Origin of the sequence: Bacillus sp. IT-79MI2 (assembly GCF_949768135.1) — a bacterium.
In the GTDB taxonomy this organism is placed as follows: Bacteria; Bacillota; Bacilli; order Bacillales; family Bacillaceae_G; genus Bacillus_A; species Bacillus_A pseudomycoides.
Genome location: NZ_CATKPV010000051.1, coordinates 313,803 through 335,143, shown reverse-complemented (window position 1 = coordinate 335,143; position 21,341 = coordinate 313,803). Strand labels below are relative to the sequence as shown.

20 protein-coding genes and 1 riboswitch are annotated in these 21,341 nt (G+C 34.8%); of the genes, 10 read left to right on the top strand and 10 right to left on the bottom strand.

Annotation, left to right across the window (positions count from 1 at the left end; translation table 11 throughout):
- Window positions 1–74 precede the first annotated feature (74 nt).
- Complete coding sequence (gene fadH, locus ACM6HU_RS08585) at window positions 75–839, bottom strand: 2,4-dienoyl-CoA reductase (RefSeq protein WP_016116092.1); 765 nt, start codon at window positions 837–839, stop codon at window positions 75–77.
- 454 nt (window positions 840–1,293) lie between these two features.
- On the opposite strand from fadH, the gene ACM6HU_RS08580 reads away from it, so the two are divergent.
- Together ACM6HU_RS08580 and ACM6HU_RS08575 are read left to right on the top strand one after the other, a co-directional pair.
- Window positions 1,294–2,151, top strand: coding sequence for a metallophosphoesterase (locus tag ACM6HU_RS08580; protein WP_033671486.1), 858 nt, complete (start codon window positions 1,294–1,296; stop codon window positions 2,149–2,151).
- Window positions 2,152–2,250: 99 nt separating this feature from the next.
- On the top strand, window positions 2,251–2,472 hold the full coding sequence (locus ACM6HU_RS08575; RefSeq protein ID WP_003208297.1) for a hypothetical protein: 222 nt from the start codon (window positions 2,251–2,253) through the stop codon (window positions 2,470–2,472).
- Window positions 2,473–2,852: 380 nt separating this feature from the next.
- On the opposite strand, the gene ACM6HU_RS08570 is transcribed toward ACM6HU_RS08575, so the two are convergent.
- Window positions 2,853–4,961, bottom strand: coding sequence for an RNA degradosome polyphosphate kinase (locus ACM6HU_RS08570; RefSeq protein ID WP_016116094.1), 2,109 nt, complete (start codon window positions 4,959–4,961; stop codon window positions 2,853–2,855).
- Between the two features lie 114 nt (window positions 4,962–5,075).
- On the bottom strand, window positions 5,076–6,614 hold the full coding sequence (locus ACM6HU_RS08565; protein WP_016116095.1) for a Ppx/GppA family phosphatase: 1,539 nt from the start codon (window positions 6,612–6,614) through the stop codon (window positions 5,076–5,078).
- Window positions 6,615–6,793: 179 nt separating this feature from the next.
- Here ACM6HU_RS08565 and ACM6HU_RS08560 point away from each other — a divergent pair, with 179 nt between their 5' ends.
- Window positions 6,794–7,252: a YkyB family protein gene (locus ACM6HU_RS08560; protein WP_016116096.1), complete on the top strand. Its 459-nt coding sequence runs from the start codon at window positions 6,794–6,796 to the stop codon at window positions 7,250–7,252.
- 30 nt (window positions 7,253–7,282) lie between these two features.
- On the opposite strand, the gene ACM6HU_RS08555 is transcribed toward ACM6HU_RS08560, so the two are convergent.
- Both ACM6HU_RS08555 and ACM6HU_RS08550 read right to left on the bottom strand, forming a co-directional pair.
- Complete coding sequence (locus tag ACM6HU_RS08555; RefSeq protein WP_044880878.1) at window positions 7,283–7,903, bottom strand: YkyA family protein; 621 nt, start codon at window positions 7,901–7,903, stop codon at window positions 7,283–7,285.
- A 55-nt stretch (window positions 7,904–7,958) separates the two neighbouring features.
- Window positions 7,959–8,777 carry a peptidoglycan-N-acetylglucosamine deacetylase gene (locus tag ACM6HU_RS08550; RefSeq protein WP_016116098.1) on the bottom strand — a complete coding sequence of 273 codons (819 nt, stop codon included), beginning with the start codon at window positions 8,775–8,777 and terminating at the stop codon, window positions 7,959–7,961.
- A gap of 791 nt (window positions 8,778–9,568) precedes the next feature.
- On the opposite strand from ACM6HU_RS08550, the gene ACM6HU_RS08545 reads away from it, so the two are divergent.
- Window positions 9,569–9,802, top strand: coding sequence for a phage holin (locus ACM6HU_RS08545; protein ID WP_016116099.1), 234 nt, complete (start codon window positions 9,569–9,571; stop codon window positions 9,800–9,802).
- 29 nt (window positions 9,803–9,831) lie between these two features.
- On the opposite strand, the gene ACM6HU_RS08540 is transcribed toward ACM6HU_RS08545, so the two are convergent.
- Entirely contained in the window at window positions 9,832–10,347 is a 516-nt protein-coding gene (locus tag ACM6HU_RS08540) for a hypothetical protein (protein WP_414848129.1), read from the bottom strand.
- Between the two features lie 437 nt (window positions 10,348–10,784).
- On the opposite strand from ACM6HU_RS08540, the gene ACM6HU_RS08535 reads away from it, so the two are divergent.
- The 3 genes from ACM6HU_RS08535 to metE all read left to right on the top strand — a co-directional run bounded on the left by ACM6HU_RS08535 (window position 10,785) and on the right by metE (window position 15,850).
- Window positions 10,785–12,320, top strand: a complete 1,536-nt coding sequence (locus ACM6HU_RS08535; protein WP_016116101.1) for an MDR family MFS transporter — start codon at window positions 10,785–10,787, stop codon at window positions 12,318–12,320.
- A 92-nt stretch (window positions 12,321–12,412) separates the two neighbouring features.
- Window positions 12,413–12,970 carry a PadR family transcriptional regulator gene (locus tag ACM6HU_RS08530; protein ID WP_016116102.1) on the top strand — a complete coding sequence of 186 codons (558 nt, stop codon included), beginning with the start codon at window positions 12,413–12,415 and terminating at the stop codon, window positions 12,968–12,970.
- A gap of 273 nt (window positions 12,971–13,243) precedes the next feature.
- Window positions 13,244–13,433, top strand: a riboswitch (cobalamin riboswitch).
- A 128-nt stretch (window positions 13,434–13,561) separates the two neighbouring features.
- Window positions 13,562–15,850: a 5-methyltetrahydropteroyltriglutamate--homocysteine S-methyltransferase gene (gene metE / locus ACM6HU_RS08525; RefSeq protein WP_016116103.1), complete on the top strand. Its 2,289-nt coding sequence runs from the start codon at window positions 13,562–13,564 to the stop codon at window positions 15,848–15,850.
- Between the two features lie 107 nt (window positions 15,851–15,957).
- Here metE and ACM6HU_RS08520 read toward each other — a convergent pair whose 3' ends face one another.
- The 3 genes from ACM6HU_RS08520 to nucA are packed head-to-tail and all read right to left on the bottom strand — an operon-like array spanning window position 15,958 to window position 17,009.
- A complete protein-coding gene (locus ACM6HU_RS08520) occupies window positions 15,958–16,122 on the bottom strand; it encodes an MFS transporter (protein WP_077293850.1) in 165 nt (54 codons plus the stop codon).
- A gap of 44 nt (window positions 16,123–16,166) precedes the next feature.
- Window positions 16,167–16,556, bottom strand: coding sequence for a competence protein ComJ (comJ, locus tag ACM6HU_RS08515; protein ID WP_033671489.1), 390 nt, complete (start codon window positions 16,554–16,556; stop codon window positions 16,167–16,169).
- Window positions 16,557–16,574: 18 nt separating this feature from the next.
- Window positions 16,575–17,009: a DNA-entry nuclease gene (nucA, locus tag ACM6HU_RS08510; RefSeq protein WP_016116105.1), complete on the bottom strand. Its 435-nt coding sequence runs from the start codon at window positions 17,007–17,009 to the stop codon at window positions 16,575–16,577.
- Between the two features lie 239 nt (window positions 17,010–17,248).
- On the opposite strand from nucA, the gene ACM6HU_RS08505 reads away from it, so the two are divergent.
- Window positions 17,249–17,992, top strand: a complete 744-nt coding sequence (locus tag ACM6HU_RS08505; protein WP_003199901.1) for a DUF3967 domain-containing protein — start codon at window positions 17,249–17,251, stop codon at window positions 17,990–17,992.
- A 298-nt stretch (window positions 17,993–18,290) separates the two neighbouring features.
- Here the strand turns inward: ACM6HU_RS08505 and ACM6HU_RS08500 are convergent, their stop codons facing one another.
- A complete protein-coding gene (locus ACM6HU_RS08500) occupies window positions 18,291–19,565 on the bottom strand; it encodes a sensor histidine kinase (protein ID WP_016116106.1) in 1,275 nt (424 codons plus the stop codon).
- A gap of 310 nt (window positions 19,566–19,875) precedes the next feature.
- Between ACM6HU_RS08500 and ACM6HU_RS08495 the strand changes: the two genes are divergently transcribed.
- The gene (locus ACM6HU_RS08495; protein WP_003199899.1) at window positions 19,876–20,076 is read left to right on the top strand and encodes a hypothetical protein; all 201 of its coding nucleotides are present in this window, start codon (window positions 19,876–19,878) and stop codon (window positions 20,074–20,076) included.
- A 101-nt stretch (window positions 20,077–20,177) separates the two neighbouring features.
- Window positions 20,178–21,341: an aminotransferase A gene (locus tag ACM6HU_RS08490; protein WP_003199898.1), complete on the top strand. Its 1,164-nt coding sequence runs from the start codon at window positions 20,178–20,180 to the stop codon at window positions 21,339–21,341.

Here is a 21,341-nt window from a genome sequence, read left to right as displayed (position 1 = left end):
TTCATATGTCACAAATCCGTCACATTTTACCTCGCATTCATGGGCAGTACCACGTTTCACTTTATATAATCCCTTTAAAATGGATACTGATGCAAATGCTGTCCACCATCCATTGTCATACACGTTCCATTTATGTATGCTGCCTCATCAGAGCATAAATAAAAAGCTAAACCCGCAATTTCTTCTGGCGTACCAAGCCGACCAAGCGGGACGCTTTGCAGTGTACGATTGGCTGCCTCTTCTGAAATCCATAATTTATCCGCACCACCTGTTCGTTCAATTGGTCCAGGAGCAATTGCATTGACGCGAATACCATATTTACGCCCCCACTCAACAGCGAGCGTTTTTGTCATTGCCAACACACCTGCTTTCGCCGCAGCAGAATGAATGACACCCGGTCCTGCATCCCATGCATACGTTGCTACCATATTAATGATATTTCCTTTTATGCCCTTCTCAATCCAATACTTCCCTACTGCTTGACTACAATAAAAAGTTCCGTTAAGCACAATATTAATAACCGCATTCCAACCATTAATCGATAAATCTTCTGCAGGACAAATAAAATTACCTGCTGCATTATTTACTAAAATATCAATGCGTCCAAATTTTTCATCAACATATTCAATCATATTTTTTATATCTTCTATACTTCGAACATCCATTTGTACTGTCAATACTTGTCCTGAAAATTGCTCAATCTCTTTTTTCGCTTCTTCCAGCTTTTCTTGTGTACGCCCTGTAATAACAACGCGTGCTCCTTCCTTTGCAAAACGAGCTGCCATCCCTTTTCCCATTCCGCTTGAACCACCTGTTATAATCGCTACTTTTTCTTTCAAAGTTTCCCCTCCCCAAAAATGAATACATATTCATTTTACCACTTTATTTCATAGAAATCTTTATATTTTTAAATTTTTCTGATATCTTTAGATAAGTAAATCACTTTCATTGCCATATTTCTTATAATCTCTATAAATCCATTTTGATTTTTCGACATATAATCCACTGCTATGCAGAACAAAAAGTGATCCGCACTTGTTTTCTCTCTTTGTTTTCACTTAGCATGGGGCAGGAAAAAAATCTGACTGCTTCTATGCATGGCCGGATGCTCTCTCCCACCTAAAGATTAGGTTTTTTGTCGGTTTTTCAATTTGTATTTATATATACTACTTTTCGATATCTCAAAATATAATTCTAGAACAAGAAATAAACGGAAAGGAGAGCCAAGTGACCTATAATGCCTGTATATCTTATAAACTTCCTTTTGTATACTATAGGTTCGCTCATATTCCTATGAAACAAATAACGAGAAGAAACTTTATAAAAACAGGAATACGCACTTGTCTCTATACTTGTATTACAGCTGGTCTCGGCTATTACTATGCAAAATATATAGAGCCGAACTTTCTTTCTTTCACACATCACACCCTTCGTTCTCCACTTATTCCCAAAAACTTTCACGGTATGAAAATCGTCCAATTTAGTGATTTACATTTAGGGTACTATTTTTCTCTCCAACACCTTTCAACAATCGTTTCAAAAATAAATAGTGCTGCGCCTGATATTGTCCTTTTTACTGGTGATTTAATCGATGACTACCAAACATATAGCGAAACTCCTTTTGTTTCTTCAATTTTGCGAAATATTCGTGCACCCTTTGGTAAATTTGCAATCTATGGAAACCATGATCATGGTGGGTATGGAACCGAATACTATAGTCAAATTATGAGTGATGCAGGTTTTGAAGTATTACAAAATACCGAAAAACGTATTCGTTTATTCGATAATAGTGAAATTTCTATTTTCGGAATCGATGACATGCTTCTTGGCAAACCAGAAATCGAGGAAACATTACACCATGTGCAAAAAGAGCTATATACAATTGTGCTCGTACATGAACCTGATATAGCACCTAAAATTGCAAACTTCCCAGTAAACCTCCAACTTTCTGGACATAGTCATGGTGGACAAGTACAACTTCCCTTTTTAGGAGCGATCATTACCCCAGCACTAGCAAAACATTACATTGAGGGATTTTATCATATTCAAGAATTACTCCTTTATGTAAATCGCGGTCTTGGAAGGACACGTGTTCCATTTCGTTTTTTGTCCAGGCCTGAAATTACAGTATTCACCCTTCAGCACCTGTAACCTATAATTGCCTATTTTCTCATATATCCTTTCTTGTACTCGCTCATCCATACTTTTTCACCATATGATAACAATGAGTCCAATAAAGGAGGTTTGTACATGTACCCATATCCTCAGCCCTATCTAGTTCGTTCAGGACCCATTGGCCCAGTAAGTGACTCACGCTTCTTACCCTTCTTCGGTGTTCCATTCTTAGCAGGACTTGCTGGCGGTTTACTTGGCGGAGCATTAGCATTCGGTCCTAGACCATCTTACTATCCTCCATATCCGCCAACACCGTTTCCTTGTTACGGAGGGCCATGCCAGCCGTATTATTATTGATATAAACAAAAACTATGAAAAAAGCTCCTTATTTATATAAGAGGCTTTTTTCATTCATTTCTATTAATTGAAATTTTATTTGATCATCTTTTTTATCATCAATCATTTTTTCTATATGAATCTATTTTGATTTTTCAATATGTAATCCACTGCTATACAGAACAAAAAGTGATCTGCATTCGTTTTCTCTCTTTGTTTTACCGTTGCACGGGGCAGGAAGTGGGATTGACCGCTCCTATGCATAGCTGGATGCTCTCTCCCACCTAAAAAAAGGAGTTATGTCGTTTTTTTCAATTTGTATTCATATATAATATCCTTATAATCTTAGTACTAGGTACTTACTCATAAGTTATTATTAACTATTTCATATATACAAAACATTACTCTACATCAGTATTTTGATAAGCCATCTTAAATAATTTCACTTGGCTATCAATCTCTTGCGAACTATTATTGATTACATAATAGTATTCACCATTTTTGTTTTGTTCACGCGTTTTTACATTATCTGCTAAAATAAGCTGTAATATTGCGTTTATTCTTGCTTTCATTTCAAGACCTAGAATTGGAAAAGATATTTCTACTCGCTTTTCCATATTCCTTGTCATCCAATCAGCGGAAGATAAATAAATTTTTTCATCTCCATTATGATGGAAATAATAAATACGGCTGTGTTCTAAGTAGCGCCCAACAAGACTAATCACCCTAATATTTTCACTTACATTTTGAATACCAGGGCGTAAGCAACATGTTCCTCTCACGATAAGTTCCACCTTCACTCCAGCCTGCGATGCCTCATACAACTTTTGAATCAACGGTTTATCTGTTAATGAATTCATCTTAGCAATAATGTGTCCATTACTATATTGCTTATGATAGCGAATCTCTTCATCTATTAGCTCCATAAATTGCTGACGTATATCAAAAGGAGCCACTGACAAATGATGAAAATGAGGTTTCGTTGTATAACCGCTCAAATAATTAAAGAAATTTGTTGCATCTACTCCAAAATCTTTTCGGGATGTAATATAGCCAAAATCTGTATATAGCTTTGCAGTCGCATCATTATAGTTTCCTGTCCCTAAATGTACAAATCTTTCAATTTTTCCGTGTTTTCTCCGTACAACAAGTGTAATTTTACTATGTGTTTTCAAATGACTTACACCATAAATAACGTGGCAACCCGCTTGTTCAAGTTCCTTTGCCCAATGGACATTATTTTCTTCATCAAAACGAGCCTTTAATTCAACAAGCACTGTTACTTGTTTCCCCTTCTCCGCTGCGGTCTTTAATGCCTGAATAATCGGAGAATCTCCACTTACACGATATAACGTTTGTTTTATAGCCAGCACATTCGGGTCATCTGCCGCATCACGCACAAAATCAACAACTGGCTGAAAAGATTCAAATGGATGATGCAATAAAATATCGTGCTCAATTGCTTTCTCAAATACATCTTCTTCATCGTCTAAATCTTCAGGCGGTTGCGGAATAAGAGCTGGATAAACAAGATGTTCATATAAAGGTGCTAATTTTTTATATAAGGAAAATAAACATGTTAAGTCTAATGGTCCCTCCATCATATATACATCTTCATCCTTTACCTCTAACACTTCATATAATAAAGCTAAAACTCTTTCATCTACATGCTCTTTTCCAATTTCTAAACGAACAGCCGCCCCCCACTTACGTTTTTTTAACTCTTTTTCAATTACTTTCAATAAATCACGTGCACCCTCTTCATGTATTGTCAAATCCGCATTACGCGTAATACGAAAACGAGTGACCGAGGATACTTTATATCCTGTAAATAATTTATGAGTAAAACTACTAATTACGTCTTCTAATAAAATAAATTTATGCTTTTGATCTTCACTTGGCAAAAAAATAAAACGCTCGAGTAATGAAGGCACTTGGACAATACCAAGCTTTGTTCTGTTCTCTTCCTCTACCTGTTTCTCATCATAGAGAATAGTAGCTAAGTTTAAACTTTTATTTAAAAGCATCGGAAACGGACGATATGCATCTATCGCTACAGGCGTTAAGACTGGGAAAATTTGTTCGTCAAAATATTCTTCAATAAACTCACGTTGCTCTTTCGTTAAATCTTGAAATATTAACGGCTCAATACCTTCCATTTCAAGCGCTGGCAGCACAGTATTTTTAAATGTATTATACTGAACTGTCATCAATTCATGAGCTTTCGTAGCAATTTTATTTAGCTGCTGTTTTGGTGTTAATCCAGCCTTATTTTCTGGTTGATTGAAGCCCGCTTTTACTTGATCTTTTAATCCAGCAACACGTACCATAAAAAATTCATCCAAATTTGAACTAAAAATACTAATAAACTTTAATCTTTCTAAAAGTGGATTACTTTCATCTTGTGCCTCTTGTAACACACGTTCATTAAAAGCAAGCCAGCTTAATTCACGGTTATTATAGTAAGCAGTATCATTCAAATTTACAGGGCTTTCCTTCATCAATTCCAATTCCATTTCCCCTCACACTTCCCTTGAAACTTTTTCAATATAATTTAGTTACATTTATTGTATCAAATTCCAATTTATTAAAGTGTAAAACTTTTGTAAAGACATCCGTACAACTTAATATTCCTCTTCAAATATTAAATCAATATTCATCTTCAATGCTTTTTCTAACTGCTTTTTCTGCTTTTCTGCTTGTACCTTTTCTGCTAAAGCTGATTGTTTACAAACAATGCGGAATACAAGCTTCTCTTTATTTTTTTCCACGTTAATCTTTTCAATAAGCGCCCTTTGTCTCACATTTAAAGCAGCTGAAAATTGTAAAACTGCCCCTAACAATCGAATTTTTTTCTGTTCACTCTTATCAAACCAACCTTCAAATGGTGCTAAGTACTGTTTAAATAGCATTTTCGATTTATAAGATGCGATGAGTGCAAGTCTAATACGTTCTTTATGCATCATGCCGTCGATTGTTTTATTCGCCAATAAATAGAATGTATGCAGACGGCTTGCTTCTGTATCTATGTATTTCCCGATATTAAATACTTTGGCAGCTTGATAAAATATACCCCAATCTTTTTCTGAAAAATAAATAATTTCAGACTCTTCAAGTTGTGTACAAATTAACGTTCCTTGCTTAATAAGTTGAACGACAAATTTCATATCCATTTCATATTCATAGGACAATAAGTGTAAACTTTCCTCTACTACATTTGGATAATAAGAAATACCTAATTTTTTTGTAAGTTCCTCATAGAAAACACCTTCTCGTAACCCTTTTCTGCTTAATACAAATGACGGGGCTTGTATAATATTTGTTAGCATATAAAATACTTCTATCGCTGGAATAATTGTATCAGCTCGATCTTTTGCTAACCCATCTAACTTCTGTAATTCTGTAAAAGAAAGACTTTCTAGTTCCTCTCTCACATCCCTTATATCTGCTTCCTTCATTTTATATAAATGCAAACCTGCTATCGGATAAGAAATTGCATTTTGATGAATTTTCACCATATTTCGAGCACTCCCACCTATAGCAATAAGAGGTAGTCTTTTTTCCTTTAACCAAGGTAACGTTTGAAATTGATACCATAGATATCTTCTTAATTCTTCTAATTCTTCTGTGGTTGGTGTCTCACGATGAATAAATTGTTGTTTTAAAGAAAGCGCTCCAAAAGGAAAGCTATAATATTCTACAATTTCTCGGTCCCGAAAATATGTAACCTCTGTACTTCCCCCACCTATGTCGACAGTAACTCCTTCTGTAAAAGAAGTTGAATTCATCACAGCTAAGTAACCATAGCGTGCTTCTTCATATTCAGATAACACCCTAAGCACAAAATCAGTTTTTCCTTCTACAAGTTTTTTTATTTCTTCTTGATTCTTTGCTTGTCTAATTGTTGCTGTCGCAACACAAAGCACATTATGTAATCCGTGATACCTTGTACTTTCTTGAAATTGAAGTAATGTTTGCAGCAGTATATCCATCCCTTCTTGTATTAACACACCATCTATTAGATAATTTCTTAATCGTGCAACAACCTTTGTATTTTCAACTTCCTTATAAAAGCCTCCATTTTGTTTTTCATAAATCACCAATCGCATTGTATTTGAACCAATATCAATAATGGCATATTGCTGTTTCAATATATCTTTCACACTTCTCACTCTTTCATTATCAAATTTCTAGAAATCATTCCTATCACTATTATACAAAATAGTTGTTTTTTGTAACAATATTGCTTTAATATTGAAAATGTATACAATCATTTTTTGTATATAATAAAAACTACTTTTATTTATGCTATAATATTGAAAAACTAGAAAGGGGTCCCACTATGAAACCTTCACAACCACAGTCTCAATCACACAAACAATATTCTATTGATCAATTGGCTCAATCTATTTTCATTGTGAACCGGCATGCCAAAGCTGCTACAAATCCTAAATATTTATATTGGTTGAAAAAGATTGCTTTAGAACGTTTAATTAGTGAAAAGAAAGCAATAAAAGAAGGATTACATTTCTCTAGGAATCCACGTTTTAGTCAGCAACAATCAGATGTTCTCGTTCGGTTAGGTGACTATTTTTTCCATATCCCTCCTACAAAAGATGATTTCAGTACTCTCCCACATCTCGGTAGCCTTGAATCTTCCTATAGAAACCCCAAAACAACTCTTTCTTTAGCAGTAGCAAAAAAAGCGCTTCAAGATTATATTGGGCCGGAAGCGCTAAAACAGGAAAAAAAATTAAGCGAACCAATTCCTTGGTATCGGCGTACGTATACAAAGAAATAAAGCAGGCTTGGCCATAATGGCCAACCTGCTTTATTTCTTCTCTTCTTTTATTTTAATGTTCGCTTGTTTATAAAATGCTACTTTTTCTGTATTATATGATTTTGTATATTCGTTGAACTTATCTTTTTCAGCATCAATATCTTTATAAGATTGGTTCACCGTTTTTACTTTCTCACTAATATCTTTTAATTTTGCTCCTTTATCTTGAAGCATTGTGAATAATTCTTTTTCTAACTTTAATGATTTACTATAGTTGTCATACATCTTCTTAAAAGACTCATATCGTTTTTCGTAAGTATTCTTTACTTTGTCTGCTTGTTCTTTTAGCTTACCATTCTCGATTTTTTTCACATATTTATCAACCGACTTCACTTCTTCTTGTGCTTTGTTTAATGCTTCTTTTTCTTTATCAATTACTTTTCTACGTTCTGCTGTATTTTTCATTGCTTGATCTAATTTTTCTTTCACAGCTTGATTATTATCTTTTCCTTCTTGCACGATTTGACCGTATAATGTTTGGCCTTCTTTTTCTAATGCCTCTAATTTTTTCGCGTCTTCAAACATTGGCTTTTCTTGCTTCGCAGCATTTTCAAATGCTACATATAATTCCTCTTCTGGTTTTGGTCCGAAACAACCAGCTAATAATGTCATAGATAAAGCCGCTACAATTGCTATTTTATTATACTTCAACTTCTTTTCCTCCTACTTATATACGATCATCATGCCAAAAATTCAATGGAAAATGAGCAGCTTCTTCATACACTTCAAACTCATACCCTTTTTTACGAAGATCATCAATAATTGTTTGCAATGCTTGTACAGTTTGTTTTTTTTCATGCATTAAAATGACTTCACGTTCTTGTTTAGCCCCTGAAATGACATTTTGTACTACACCATTTGGATTCCCTGGTAATTTCCAATCTAAAGAATCAATAGTCCAGTCCCATTCTTTCATATTTACTGTTGCCATTTGGTCCCGCAATGCTTGATTAAGCCCTGGCATACTTCCGTACGGGCAACGAACAAGCTTAGGTTCCATCCCTGTAACATCTTTCACAATTTTCTGCGCTTGTTTCATCTCTTCTACAAACTGTCCTTGTTTATACAGTTTGGCATAATCATGTGTCATGCTATGAACACCTGGATAATGTCCTTCCTTTACTAAACGTTTCACACTCTCTGTATGAGAAGGGATGTTTCCACCAATCATGAAAAATGTTCCTTTTATTTCATTTTTCTTTAAGATATCTAAAATTTCTTTTTGAAATTCACTCGGCCCATCATCAAAAGTTAAGTATGCAACTTTGCGTACTTCCCCATTAAATTTCACCGGTGCTTTTTTATCCAACTCAACTTTTACCTGTTCACTAGCAAGCTGGATTGGGTTTACCTGAGTGGCTACAGCTCTTGCAGGTGATGTAAAGGATTGAAATATGAAAAACCCCGCCGCGATAGCACTAGTTGCAATAGCAATTATAACTAGCCACCTGATCAAAGGCGATCGTCGGCTCCTCACGTCTATCATTCTACCATTCCCTTTCTCTCTTTCTATCAATCTTTTCTTGTTCATTTTACACAGTGTAAAGGTTCACTTGCAACAATTTACAAATATTCTTTTTGTTCCCTCAAAAGGAAAAGTGTAGAGATTGTTTCCCCTACACTTTTAAATAAAAAAACATTGTGCAAAATGTATTGACACATCCATTACAATTATATGATGTTTAAATCTATTTTTAAAGACTTTTGTTACAATATATCATTTTTTTGTAACAAAAGAGATGGAATTGTTACGAAAAAACTTTTATAATTCTCTATTTATTAAATCTCTATGTTATACGATTGAGTTCTCACTTTATTTCATAGCTCTTCTAATGATTTTCGCTCTCCCGGATAAGTTACCGTCTAAAATAATAATTGAATACCTTTTATATAATATAAATTATAAGTAAAGCAAAAAGGATTGAGCATCTATACATCTTGCATTACTAATCATACTGTATGCTTCTATATCAATAATATTTTTTTACAAAACAAAAATGTACGTATTTTCCGTACATTTTCTCTCTTAAACTTGTATTCATTTTCTTTTCTATTTCATATATATAGTATATATCTATTTTGATTTTCCAACATATAAATCGATGCTATGGAGAACGAAAAGTGACCGCTACTTGTTTTCTCTCTTTGTTTTAACTTGGTATGGGGCAGGAAAAGGGTCTGCATGACCAGATGCTCTCTCCCACCTAAAAAGGGTTTTATGTCGGTCTTTCAATTTGTATTTATATAATATATATCCATTACCGAAAGGAGAAAAAGATGTTACAAAGAGAAAATATTCCAGACGTCATTCGTTTTTTAGCCGGATTTCTCTTATCATTAAAGCTATTATTTGAATCATTCGGGCTTTCTTTTATTACAAATGACCAAATTGATGCTATCATAAATGTTGCTTCTTTCTTATTTATTTTATACTTCGGATATAAAAATAACTATGTAGGAAAAAAAGGCCTAGAACAAAAAGAATTACTAAAGAAGCATAATTTGCATTAAAAAAGGAACCCACGTCCCGGGATTCCTTTTTATTGTTGTATCAATATTGCTTCTTTTGTTTGAAGTGGTCCATATAATCGGCCCTTCTGCTGAAATGTGTATGTAGCACGTAACGAAATATGAGACGGGATTTGTATACGTGATGCTTTGACCTGACAGATTAATTGAGCTTTTTCACCTGGTAGTAATTCATCAATCCTCCACCTTACAAGTTGGAATAAAAACTCTCCCGTCCCTTTACTCGTTTGTAATGTATTAGGGATATATGCAAAATGATCACGAATCATATGACTAACGATTACGCGAGAAATTTCTTCGTTTCCTATGTTTTCAACTTCTAATTGAATAAAAAGAATTTCATGTACATCATAAACAACTTCTTGTGAAAAACACTTTTCTTTTTTACTGCGAATTTGTAATATTACTGCTACATTTGGATTAGACTGTTTGCTCGTAACTTCTTTAGAACCACCTTCCATCCACATAACAGGTTGTAAAGACCACGGAAACAATTCTTTATCTAGACTTATTTCCCACATTTTCACAATCACAATTCACCTCATTCCAGATGGTATTATCTGTACAAATTTATTCTGCTTCACTAAATAATAAACCACCCTTCTCCAATTCGTTCACCTTAAAGCATTCCCTTATTTATTCCAATAAAAATATACGTCTTCAACATTTTTATCTTTCTTCTTTATCTTATTCGACAACGTGATTAAAAAACCATTTTAAATAGCTATCACTCTATCATTCAATAACTTCCTTTTGTTTCTTCAATATTAAAAACTAGAAAGTAAAAAATTTGCCTTTTAGTCAAATTTGACTATAATATGATTTATGCTTTTCTTTATGGCACTATCTTCTCTTATAAAAGAAATAGTGAAATCATAGTCATACATAAAGACATGCTAAAGTACGAACTACCAATAAGATTTTCCTACAGAACAGTTGATCTTATATAAAAGGAGGAATATGTTTGCAAGAACAAGCATCTCAAAACAAAGTAAGTAAAACAAAGTTTGTTGTTGCTGGATTGTTACTTGGTATTTTAATGGCAGCAATGGATAATACAATCGTTGCCACTGCCATGGCGACAATTGTTGGAGACCTAGGAGGATTTGATAAATTTGTTTGGGTCACATCAGCTTATATGGTAGCAACAATGGCAGGGATGCCGATTTTCGGGAAGTTATCTGATATGTATGGACGTAAACGTTTTTATATCGGTGGGTTGCTTCTCTTTTTGCTTGGTTCTATTCTTTGCGGTACAGCAGCAAGTATTGAACAGTTAAGTATCTATAGAGCGATTCAAGGAATTGGTGGCGGCGCTTTAATGCCAATTGCATTCACAATCATGTATGATATATTCCCGCCGGAAAAACGAGGGAAAATGACTGGACTATTTGGAGCAGTTTTTGGAACATCAAGCGTATTCGGTCCTTTATTAGGTGCTTATATTACTGATTATATAAGTTGGCACTGGGTCTTTTATATCAATATTCCATTAGGGCTTATTTCCTTCTTCTTCATCTCGAAGTACTACAAAGAATCTCTACAATATAGAAAACAAAAAATCGATTGGACTGGTGCCATTACACTTGTAATAAGCATTGTTTGCTTAATGTTTGCTCTAGAACTTGGTGGTAAGGAATATGCTTGGAATTCTAATATGATTCTTGGCTTATTTGCTACTTTTGCTATTATGCTTATTATCTTCTTCTTCGTAGAAAGACGAGCAACAGAGCCAATTATTTCTTTCCATTTATTTAAAAAGCGTTTATTTGCAGCGAGCCAAGGTGTTGCCTTTTTCTATGGAGCAACTTTTATTATTTGTACAGTTTACATTCCAATCTTTGTCCAAGGCGTTCTTGGCGGTTCAGCATCTAATGCAGGATTAATTTTAACACCAATGATGGTCGGTTCTGTAGTCGGAAGTCAAGTAGGTGGACAATTGGCGTCTCGAACAAGTTACCGTAACATTATGATCGTATCTGGAATTTTCTTTGTACTTGGGATTTATTCACTTGGCACATTAACACTAGAAACATCACGGACACTCGTAACAATCTTTATGATTCTAACTGGGCTTGGAGTTGGCTTCTCATTCTCTGTTTTAAGTATGTCTTCTATTCACAATTTAGAAATGAGAGATCGCGGCTCTGCTACATCAACAAACTCTTTCTTCCGTTCTCTTGGAATGACTCTTGGTGTGACAATTTTCGGTACAATTCAAAATCAGATTTTCACTGATAAATTAAAAGCTGTTTTCCCTCCAGAATTAGCAAAAATGGTACCAAAAGGTGGAGACACAAGCTTTTTATTGTCACCACATGCTACTGAAAAAATTCCACCTCAAATATTGGATGGAATTAAACAAGCACTTGGGACATCTATTGCCGATACATTTTTCTGGGCGCTTATCCCAGCTGTTCTAAGTATTATCTGTATTATACTGATGGGTAAAGAACGTCTCTTAACGGGAACAAAGAAAAAACAGAAACAAGTAAGTTAATACACGCCAAAATGAAACGGTATATCTCTTTCGATAAAGAGATATACCGTTTATAATATGTATAAAGTTTATATTACAGGAGTTGAGACAGCGTGAGCATGAAATTAGTCATTCTCGGCTTGCTACTCGAAGGAGATAAACATCCATATGAAGTGCAGCACATAATGAAAGAACGACAAATGAATTGTTATATTAAATACGCAAAAGGATCCCTCTATTACGCCTTTGAACAATTGGAGAAACACGGGGCAATTGCGGTTACAAATGTTGTACGAGATACAAATCGACCAGATAAGACAATTTTCCATATAACTGAAACTGGAAGAGAACTTTTCCATACACTGCTTTTAAAGCAATTCGAGGCAAAAAACCAAATATATAAACCAATCTATTCAGCACTATCCTTCTCTCATTTTGGTGATGAAAAAACAATCATTCCTATTTTAGAAAAAAAGAGAGATGACACGATTCAATATTTACATACGATGCAATCCATATACGAACATAGCAAGGAAAATGTTCCGCGTGCACAGCTTTATATTTTCAACAGTGTTATTGAACATATTACTGTTGAATTACGTTGGTTAAATGAACTCCATAAAGATGCAAGTGCTGGTCGCCTTTCAGAAATAGGAATGAATGTAAATTGACACTTGATCAGTGGGGATTTTCCTCACTGATCATTCTCCCTACCATCCACCGCCTTATGCTCTTTATTATTTCTTCTCTCTTATTTAGACATAAATCCTCATCATTCATGTTGAAAACAAACATAGAACCTTTGATTCCATCCCATTTATAAAATCATAATTTTCATAATGATGAAAGTCATGATTTTATGAATATTCTTATTTTAAAACAGTAGACAAAATTCAAAAAATTATGTTAGAATTTGTTTCAATATCATATTCGCTTGTTAAATTCCTTTCAAAAGGAAAATAGGTACACGACATTTCTGAGTTCGTGTTGAAAAGGGAAGTTTGGTGAAATTCCAACGCGGTCCCGCCACTGTAAGTGCAGAGACTTCTTTTCTATACCACTGTGAAAACGGGAAGGTGAAAGAAGTCATATGAAGCATAAGCCAAGAGACCTGCCTATTTTAACAACACTGATAGACTCACGGATGATGATTAGGTGTTATGAACGAGAAGAGAGGGCTATTTTCTGTACCTTTATACTTTTCGTTACATGTATTTCCGAGTAAACGGAAATGCTTACTTTCAATTAGGGAGGAATTTTAAATGGCAATTCAAACAAGTAATTTAGGGTATCCACGAATTGGATTACACCGAGAATGGAAAAAAACGTTGGAAGCTTTTTGGTCAAATAAGATTGATGAGCAGCAATTTTCAACAACAATGAAAGAAATTCGTCTTCAACATGTGAAAGCTCAGCAAGAAAAAGGAATCAATTTAGTTCCAATTGGCGACTTTACATATTATGATCATGTGCTGGACACAGCCTACATGCTTGGCTTTATTCCATCTCGTTTTTCAGAGTTCACTTCTTATCTTGATGTATATTTTGCAATGGCACGTGGCTCTAAAGATCACGTTGCTTCCGAAATGACAAAATGGTTTAACACAAACTATCATTATATTGTTCCAGAATATGAAGAAGGATTGGAGATTTCTTTAAAAGACAATCGACCACTTCGCTTATACGAAGAAGCAAAACAAGAATTAGGCGTTGATGGAAAACCAGTTATATTAGGACCTTATACATTCTTAAAATTAGCAAAAGGATATAAACAAGAGCAATTTGCTACTATTTTAAATCAACTAGTTGCTCCTTATGTACAGCTATTAACTGAATTACACGAAGCTGGTGCAAAACTCATCCAAATTGATGAACCAATTTTTGCATCTTTAACAAAAGAAGAAATAGCAGAGGCGAAAGAACTTTACGCGACAATTCGTAAAAGCGTTCCAAATGCAACTCTTGTCTTACAAACTTATTTTGATAGTGTAGAAGAGAACTATGAAGAAATTATTACATTTCCTGTATCCGGCATTGGATTGGACTTTGTTCACGGTAAAGAAGGTAATGTAAACACAGTTTTAGAGTATGGATTCCCATCCGATAAAATTTTAGCAGTCGGTTGTATAGATGGCCGTAACATTTGGAGAGCTGATCTTGACGAAGTCCTTTCTTTATTTAAAACATTACAAGATCACATTACACCGAAAGAATGGATCGTTCAGCCTTCATGTAGCTTATTACATACTCCAATTGATAAAACGGAAGAAACACACTTATCAACAGAACTATTTGATGCCCTTGCATTTGCAAATCAAAAACTAGAAGAACTTACACTTATTAAACGCGCGCTTTCTGAGGGTGCAGAAAGTGTTAGTACGGAATTAGCTACTTACCGTAGCGCTCATGAAGCAATTCGATCTTCAGCTGCACGTAATCGTGAAGATGTACAAACAGCAAGAGCAACCCTTAAAGAAGAGGATTTCTCTCGTCCTCTTCCATTTGAACAACGTTATGCTTTGCAACAAGAAGCATTACAGTTACCGCTACTTCCAACAACAACAATCGGTAGCTTCCCGCAAACTACTGAAGTTCGTCAAACGCGTAAACAATGGCGAAGCGGTGACATTACAAATGAACAATATGAACAATTTATTGAAAAAGAAACTGAAAAATGGATTCGATATCAAGAAGAAATCGGCCTTGATGTGCTCGTTCATGGTGAATTTGAGCGAACTGATATGGTAGAATACTTTGGCGAAAGACTTGCTGGTTTCTCTTTCACTAAGAATGGTTGGGTTCAATCATACGGTTCTCGCTGTGTAAAACCACCTGTAATCTATGGTGATGTTGCCTTTATTAATGGGATGACAATTAAAGAAACCGCATATGCCCAGGGCCTTACAGATAAAGTTGTAAAAGGCATGTTAACAGGTCCTGTGACCATTCTAAACTGGTCATTCGTTCGGAATGATATTTCACGAAAAGAAGTTTCTTACCAAATCGCATTAGCACTTCGTCATGAAATTAAATTGCTTGAATCTTCCGGTATCCGTGTTATTCAAGTCGATGAACCAGCACTTCGCGAAGGAATGCCGCTAAAAGAAAAAGATTGGAACGCATATATTACATGGGCTGTTCAATCATTCCTTCTAGCAACTTCTTCTGTAGCGAATGAAACACAAATTCACACACATATGTGTTACAGTAACTTCGAAGATATCGTAGATGCAATTCGTGCATTAGATGCCGATGTTATTTCTATCGAAACATCAAGAAGTCATGGCGAATTTATTCATACATTAGAACATACAACATATGAAAAAGGGATCGGTTTAGGAGTTTATGATATTCATAGCCCTCGTGTTCCAAGTAAAAATGAAATGTATACAATTGTAGAACAATCCTTAAAAGTATGTGATCCAAAATACTTCTGGATTAACCCAGACTGTGGTTTAAAAACAAGAAGAACAGAAGAAGTTATACCTGCTTTAGAGCATATGGTTCAAGCTGCTAAAGAGGCCCGCTCTCTTCTAAAAACAAACGCATAAGGAAATAAGGGTGTCCTTTAAAAGGATACCCTTATTCTATATTTCAACTAGCGTTCATCGCCAATAACAAGGTGGTACAAATAAAAATAAAATGAACTTCCTGACAATTACGCTAATTTATTCACATCATCAATTCCTAGTTCTTCTATATAAAGAGACATAAATAGAATAACCAAACTTAATCCGCACGATTTTGAAAAGCAGCCGATCCAATAAACGATAAGATTACGCCGCAAACTTGGCGTATATTTACACCTTCTTCCGTTCTTCATTGTAACGAAGTTTAAAAGAAAAAGCCACGATACCGTAGCTTTTTTTACTCTTTCTCTTCAAAAAACAATTCATATTGTATCTTGTACAATTCATCATCTGTTGGTTCCTCAAGCGGTATTGCTTGTAGTACCAACAGATAATCACCTTTTGGAATTGAAATAGGAAATTTGTCAGAAAAAATACTCCTTACAAAAACTCCTTCGTCCCCCACCCTAAAAGGGACTGATATCGTTCTCATTGTCTCTTCTTTCTCAATACGCTTCCCAACTGTTGCTTTGATTTCACACGTATAATCAGAAAGTGCCTCAAAAATAATTACTCCTTCTGCTTCAGCGTATCCTCTCTCAAAATCTTCATTCGTCCAGTCTACATAAGGCTGTTCCCCATCATAATTCATCACGATTAATTGTGAGTAGGAAATTGTTAATTCCACAAGCACCATTCCCTTCTACTACTTAACCTCAAACTTCACACGTGTCCCATCTGGGTACTTATCTAGCTTATTTCCCACCCATGAACCTGCGCCTCTATTATCAGCAGGGTTAATATATTCAATATGCGCATCTTTTCCACCTTCTTTGCACATTGCCATTGGCCATTCATCACGATCGTACCCTTTTTTTGCTGGATATGGAGCTAGAGACAACTTTCTTCTATCAGCTGCACCACTTCTATCAATCGTACATACTTTAGAATGCCCTTCTTTAATCGCATCTGCAATATGTTTCCCCGTCTCTGGATAACGTTCTTTTGGAAATTCTAGAACTTGATCATATGTAACTTCTTTCTTACTCTTTGGTTCTGCTGGTATAAACGCTTCATAGACAGCAACTAAAATAGAAAGAATAGCAATAATTGAAATGATAATGCCTTTTAATTGTTTCATATATGTACCTCCGTTTTTCGACCCAATTTCTTTTCCTAGGCTATTATAACAAACTTCCTCCATATATGTTTTCAGACATTATTTTATCCCTTCCTCCCCTTTACGCCAAAAACATTCATTTTTATGCAACTTTTTGCTAATCATGTAGAAAACTTCTAGACTTCCGACATTCTTTTTCAAAGGAAGTCTAAATAAAAGATGGAATTTGTATATACGATACTTTTTGGGGAGGAAATGTTATGGAGGCGACATATAAAACGAAGGATGTTACAAATAAAACAGGAATCCCGAAACACATAGTTCGAAAATATAGTCAACTTTTAGAACAACATGGTTATATGATTGCAAAAACCGCTGATGCTCGTATATATAAAATGGATGATATGAAGCTTTTAAAATCAATTCACGAACGAGCAGCCACACTGCAAGAAGATATTACAGAAACAATTCCTATCATTTTAAAAGAAAAAGACAGTCCACCTGTACCGATGTTAAAACAAAATCAAGAAGTACATGCGAAAGAAGAAGACCGAAACTTTGAAGAATTCATGTTAAAACTTGAGATGCTCGCCCAATTAAACGAAGCAATTATTCATCAAAACTCTACCTTAATTACACAAAACCGCTTAAAAGATGAAAAACTAGATGAATTAATGCAACAAGTTTATGTAAAAGAAGGTACACAAGAAGAAATGCTGCAAGAGCTTATTGATCACGCAGCTCAAACAGATGCCCTACAAAAAGAAAAAATGGACTTATTGATGAATCATATGTATAAGCGTGAATCAAAGCAAGAAGAAAAAATGAACAAGCTTGTCAATCACGTTTACAATAAAGACAACAATCGAGATGCACAGCTTATGCAAGTCATTCGTGAAATTCAAGAAACAAAACGACTAATCGCCGCCTCAAAGGAGCAAAGCTTATTTCAATCATTTAAAAATTTATTTATTCGAGTCAAACCAGAAAAAACAAATGAATAAAAGAAAACCTTCATCGTTAGCTTTTCATCATCCAAGGTAGAAGCTTTATAAGCCTTTCATTTTCACGTATATAAATCTATTTTAGTTTTTCGACATATAAGTCGCTCACGCGAAGCAGAAAAAGTAACCGTTAGTTGTTTTCTCTTTCTATTTTTATTTGGCATGGGGCAGGAAAAGGCTCTGACTGCTTCTATGCATGGCTGGATCCTCTCTCCCAACTAAAATGAAGGAGTTTATGTCGTTTTTTCAACTTGAATTTATATAGATAAATATAAAAGTTACCTTATATCGGTAACTTTTATTCCTTATTTCTAACTGCTGGTAATGTAATAATTGCTTCCGTTCCTTTTCCACTCTCGCTTTTATATTCCAGCATACCATTATGTGCTTGTAAAATACTAAAGGTAACCATAAGCCCTAGGCCCGTTCCTTTTTCTTTTAATGAATAATACGGTTGTCCAAGCCTTGCTAGCTGTTCTTTCGTCATTCCAACGCCACTATCTTTTACTCGCACTATAATCACATCATCTTTTTGAATGGCGGTTACTTTTAAATACCCTTTGTTTTCTTGAATCGCTTCAATTCCATTTTTAACGATGTTCATAATTGCTTGCTTTAACTTTGTCTTATCACCAATTGTATAAAGGTTCTCAGAAATTTCAACTTGTAAATAAACGCCTTGCATAGCTGCAAATGAAGACATTAAAGTAGTCATTTCTATGAGCTGCGCTGATAAACATATATGTTCCTTTTTTTCAATTTGCGGCCTAGCTAAATTTAAGTAATCCGAAATAATTTGTTCGGCTCGATCAAGCTCAGCTAGTACAAGACGCATATAGTCCTTATTCTTCATATCTTCTGTACTTTCTAATAGCTGAATAAACCCCCGAACAACTGTGAGGGGATTTCGCACCTCATGTGCTACACTTGCCGCTAGCTCGCTTACAATGTTTAACTTTTCAGATTTTTGCATTTCTGTACGTAACAATGCATTTTCATTTAAATACTCTGTTAAATACACTTGAAATACCATTGTCATAACCATAATAAAGGAAGCAAATATGTATCCACTATATAAATGCGACATAGGTGGCGTAAAGCCTACTCTCAGTAAAATCCCAAACATACTACACACTAAACCGACAAGAACATACAAAGATGAAATAATAAGGGCCACAATAAGTTTTTTTTCTCTCGGAAAAACAGGCCACTTTTTTGATAGCAGGAAAGGAATGATTGCAAGACATAAAACTTCTATTACCCGAAACCACTGTAAACCATTCAAAAACCATTCGTATACAATAAAAATACAAGCTGGGATAATCCCTACAATCCCACCATACAAAAAAGCACTCATAATCGGAATCGCATGGAAATTGTAACTACAAACATCGACAAAACAAATCGGATACGTCATAGAGAGAACAAGCGTAATACTAGATAAGAACATAATAAAATAGCGATTGGGCTTTGGAAGCATATCTTGATAACGGTTTAGACGAATCGCTTCATATAAAAACAGTGGCAAAATAATGATCGCGACTTGGATCATTAAGTCACGAATTAGCTCCATAGCCTCTCATCCCCTATATGTATTTTGATATGATTATATCATTTTACAGTTGCTTTTGTTTTAAAATTTAGATTTTTCTTAACGTATTTGTAAATTATTTGTGAATAAACGTTAAGAAATGTTACAACTTTCCGAAATGATTGTAAACCCTGTACCAAACTACCATGATGCAGTATACAATGAATACGGGTTAACAAATAAAATAAAACATAGTCCAATAAACAGACAACTATAATAACATACAGCATATAATCCATACTATCTACGTGTACAAAGAAGTGATTATTATTTTAGTAGGAGGATGATAACTATGACAGGAACTACGCTTGTTTTAAAAGAGGAGAATTTGGTCGTTCTCGAAAATGTGGATAAATCAGTATACGAAGAATTGCAAGACAAAGCTGGGGAAGAAAATTGCACATGCGCTGTGAATGAATCTGTGGTACACCTTGGAAAAGTGTCTTCAGTTCTTTGGAATGAAGATGAAATAGATTGGGAATATGGGTATTAAAAAGTCGCTTTAAGCGGCTTTTTTTTTTGCGCTCCAAAGCGAAAATATAAAATTTATGATAAAATAAAAGAAATTTTGTAAGCGGAAGAAAGGGAGACAAAATGGAACAATTCATTAATCCTAGAGTGAAGGATATCCAAATTTCTGGTATTCGTCAATTCTCTAATATGATTCAAAACTATGATAATCTCATTTCTTTAACAATTGGACAACCTGATTTTCCAACTCCTTCTTTAGTCAAAGAAGCTGCTAAACGAGCGATTACAGAAAACTATACGAGCTATACACACAACGCCGGCCTATTAGAATTACGCAATGCAGCTTGTCATTTTCTAAAGGAAAATTACGATTTACACTATTCACCTGAAAACGAAACCATCGTTACAATCGGTGCTAGTGAAGCGATCGATGTTACATTTCGTACTATTTTAGAACCTGGAACAGAAGTTATTTTACCAGCTCCTATTTATCCAGGCTATGAACCCATTATTAGACTGTGCGGGGCAATCCCTGTGTTTGTAGATGTTCGTGAAACTGGATTTCGATTAACAGCAGAAGCGATTCAAAATGCAATTACAGATCAAACAAGATGCATCGTTTTACCTTATCCTTCTAATCCGACTGGTGTTACACTGTCAAAAGAAGAACTAACAGATATTGTATCTGTTTTAAAAGATAAAAACATTTTCGTTCTTTCTGATGAAATTTATAGCGAGCTTGTATATGAAGATAGTCATACATCCATCGCTCATTTTCCAGAAATGCGTGATAAAACAATCGTCATTAATGGACTATCAAAATCACATTCAATGACAGGCTGGCGCATCGGTCTTTTATTTGCTCCAAGCTATTTAGCAGGGCATATTTTGAAAGTTCATCAATACAACGTTACATGTGCAACTTCAATCGCACAATACGCTGCAATCGAAGCGTTAACAGCAGCAAAAGATGCACCGCGAATGATGCGTCATCAATATAAAAAACGCCGTGATTACGTATACAACAGACTGATTCAAATGGGCTTAACTGTTGAGAAGCCAACTGGTGCCTTTTATTTATTCCCATACGTTGGAAATCTTACATCCTCATCATTTGATTTTGCCATTGATCTTGTTAAAGAAGCTAGACTCGCTGTTGTTCCGGGAACAGCATTTTCAGAGTATGGTGAAGGGTATATTCGTCTTTCATACGCTTATAGTATGGAAACACTAAAAGAAGGCTGCGATCGTTTAGAAGAATTTTTAAAACAAAAAGCTAAGAGATAA

Excerpts from the sequence above, each read along its gene's own strand:
- metE (WP_016116103.1), top strand. The coding sequence starts at position 13,562 with ATGGCAATTCAAACAAGTAATTTAGGGTATCCACGAATTGGATTACAC.
- ACM6HU_RS08580 (WP_033671486.1), top strand. The coding sequence starts at position 1,294 with ATGAAACAAATAACGAGAAGAAACTTTATAAAAACAGGAATACGCACT.
- ACM6HU_RS08500 (WP_016116106.1), bottom strand. The coding sequence starts at position 19,565 with ATGGAGCTAATTCGTGACTTAATGATCCAAGTCGCGATCATTATTTTG.
- ACM6HU_RS08495 (WP_003199899.1), top strand. The coding sequence starts at position 19,876 with ATGACAGGAACTACGCTTGTTTTAAAAGAGGAGAATTTGGTCGTTCTC.
- ACM6HU_RS08520 (WP_077293850.1), bottom strand. The coding sequence starts at position 16,122 with ATGAAGAACGGAAGAAGGTGTAAATATACGCCAAGTTTGCGGCGTAAT.
- ACM6HU_RS08505 (WP_003199901.1), top strand. The coding sequence starts at position 17,249 with ATGGAGGCGACATATAAAACGAAGGATGTTACAAATAAAACAGGAATC.
- ACM6HU_RS08555 (WP_044880878.1), bottom strand. The coding sequence starts at position 7,903 with ATGACATTATTAGCTGGTTGTTTCGGACCAAAACCAGAAGAGGAATTA.
- ACM6HU_RS08560 (WP_016116096.1), top strand. The coding sequence starts at position 6,794 with ATGAAACCTTCACAACCACAGTCTCAATCACACAAACAATATTCTATT.
- ACM6HU_RS08550 (WP_016116098.1), bottom strand. The coding sequence starts at position 8,777 with ATGATAGACGTGAGGAGCCGACGATCGCCTTTGATCAGGTGGCTAGTT.
- ACM6HU_RS08575 (WP_003208297.1), top strand. The coding sequence starts at position 2,251 with ATGTACCCATATCCTCAGCCCTATCTAGTTCGTTCAGGACCCATTGGC.
- ACM6HU_RS08490 (WP_003199898.1), top strand. The coding sequence starts at position 20,178 with ATGGAACAATTCATTAATCCTAGAGTGAAGGATATCCAAATTTCTGGT.
- ACM6HU_RS08545 (WP_016116099.1), top strand. The coding sequence starts at position 9,569 with ATGTTACAAAGAGAAAATATTCCAGACGTCATTCGTTTTTTAGCCGGA.
- nucA (WP_016116105.1), bottom strand. The coding sequence starts at position 17,009 with ATGAAACAATTAAAAGGCATTATCATTTCAATTATTGCTATTCTTTCT.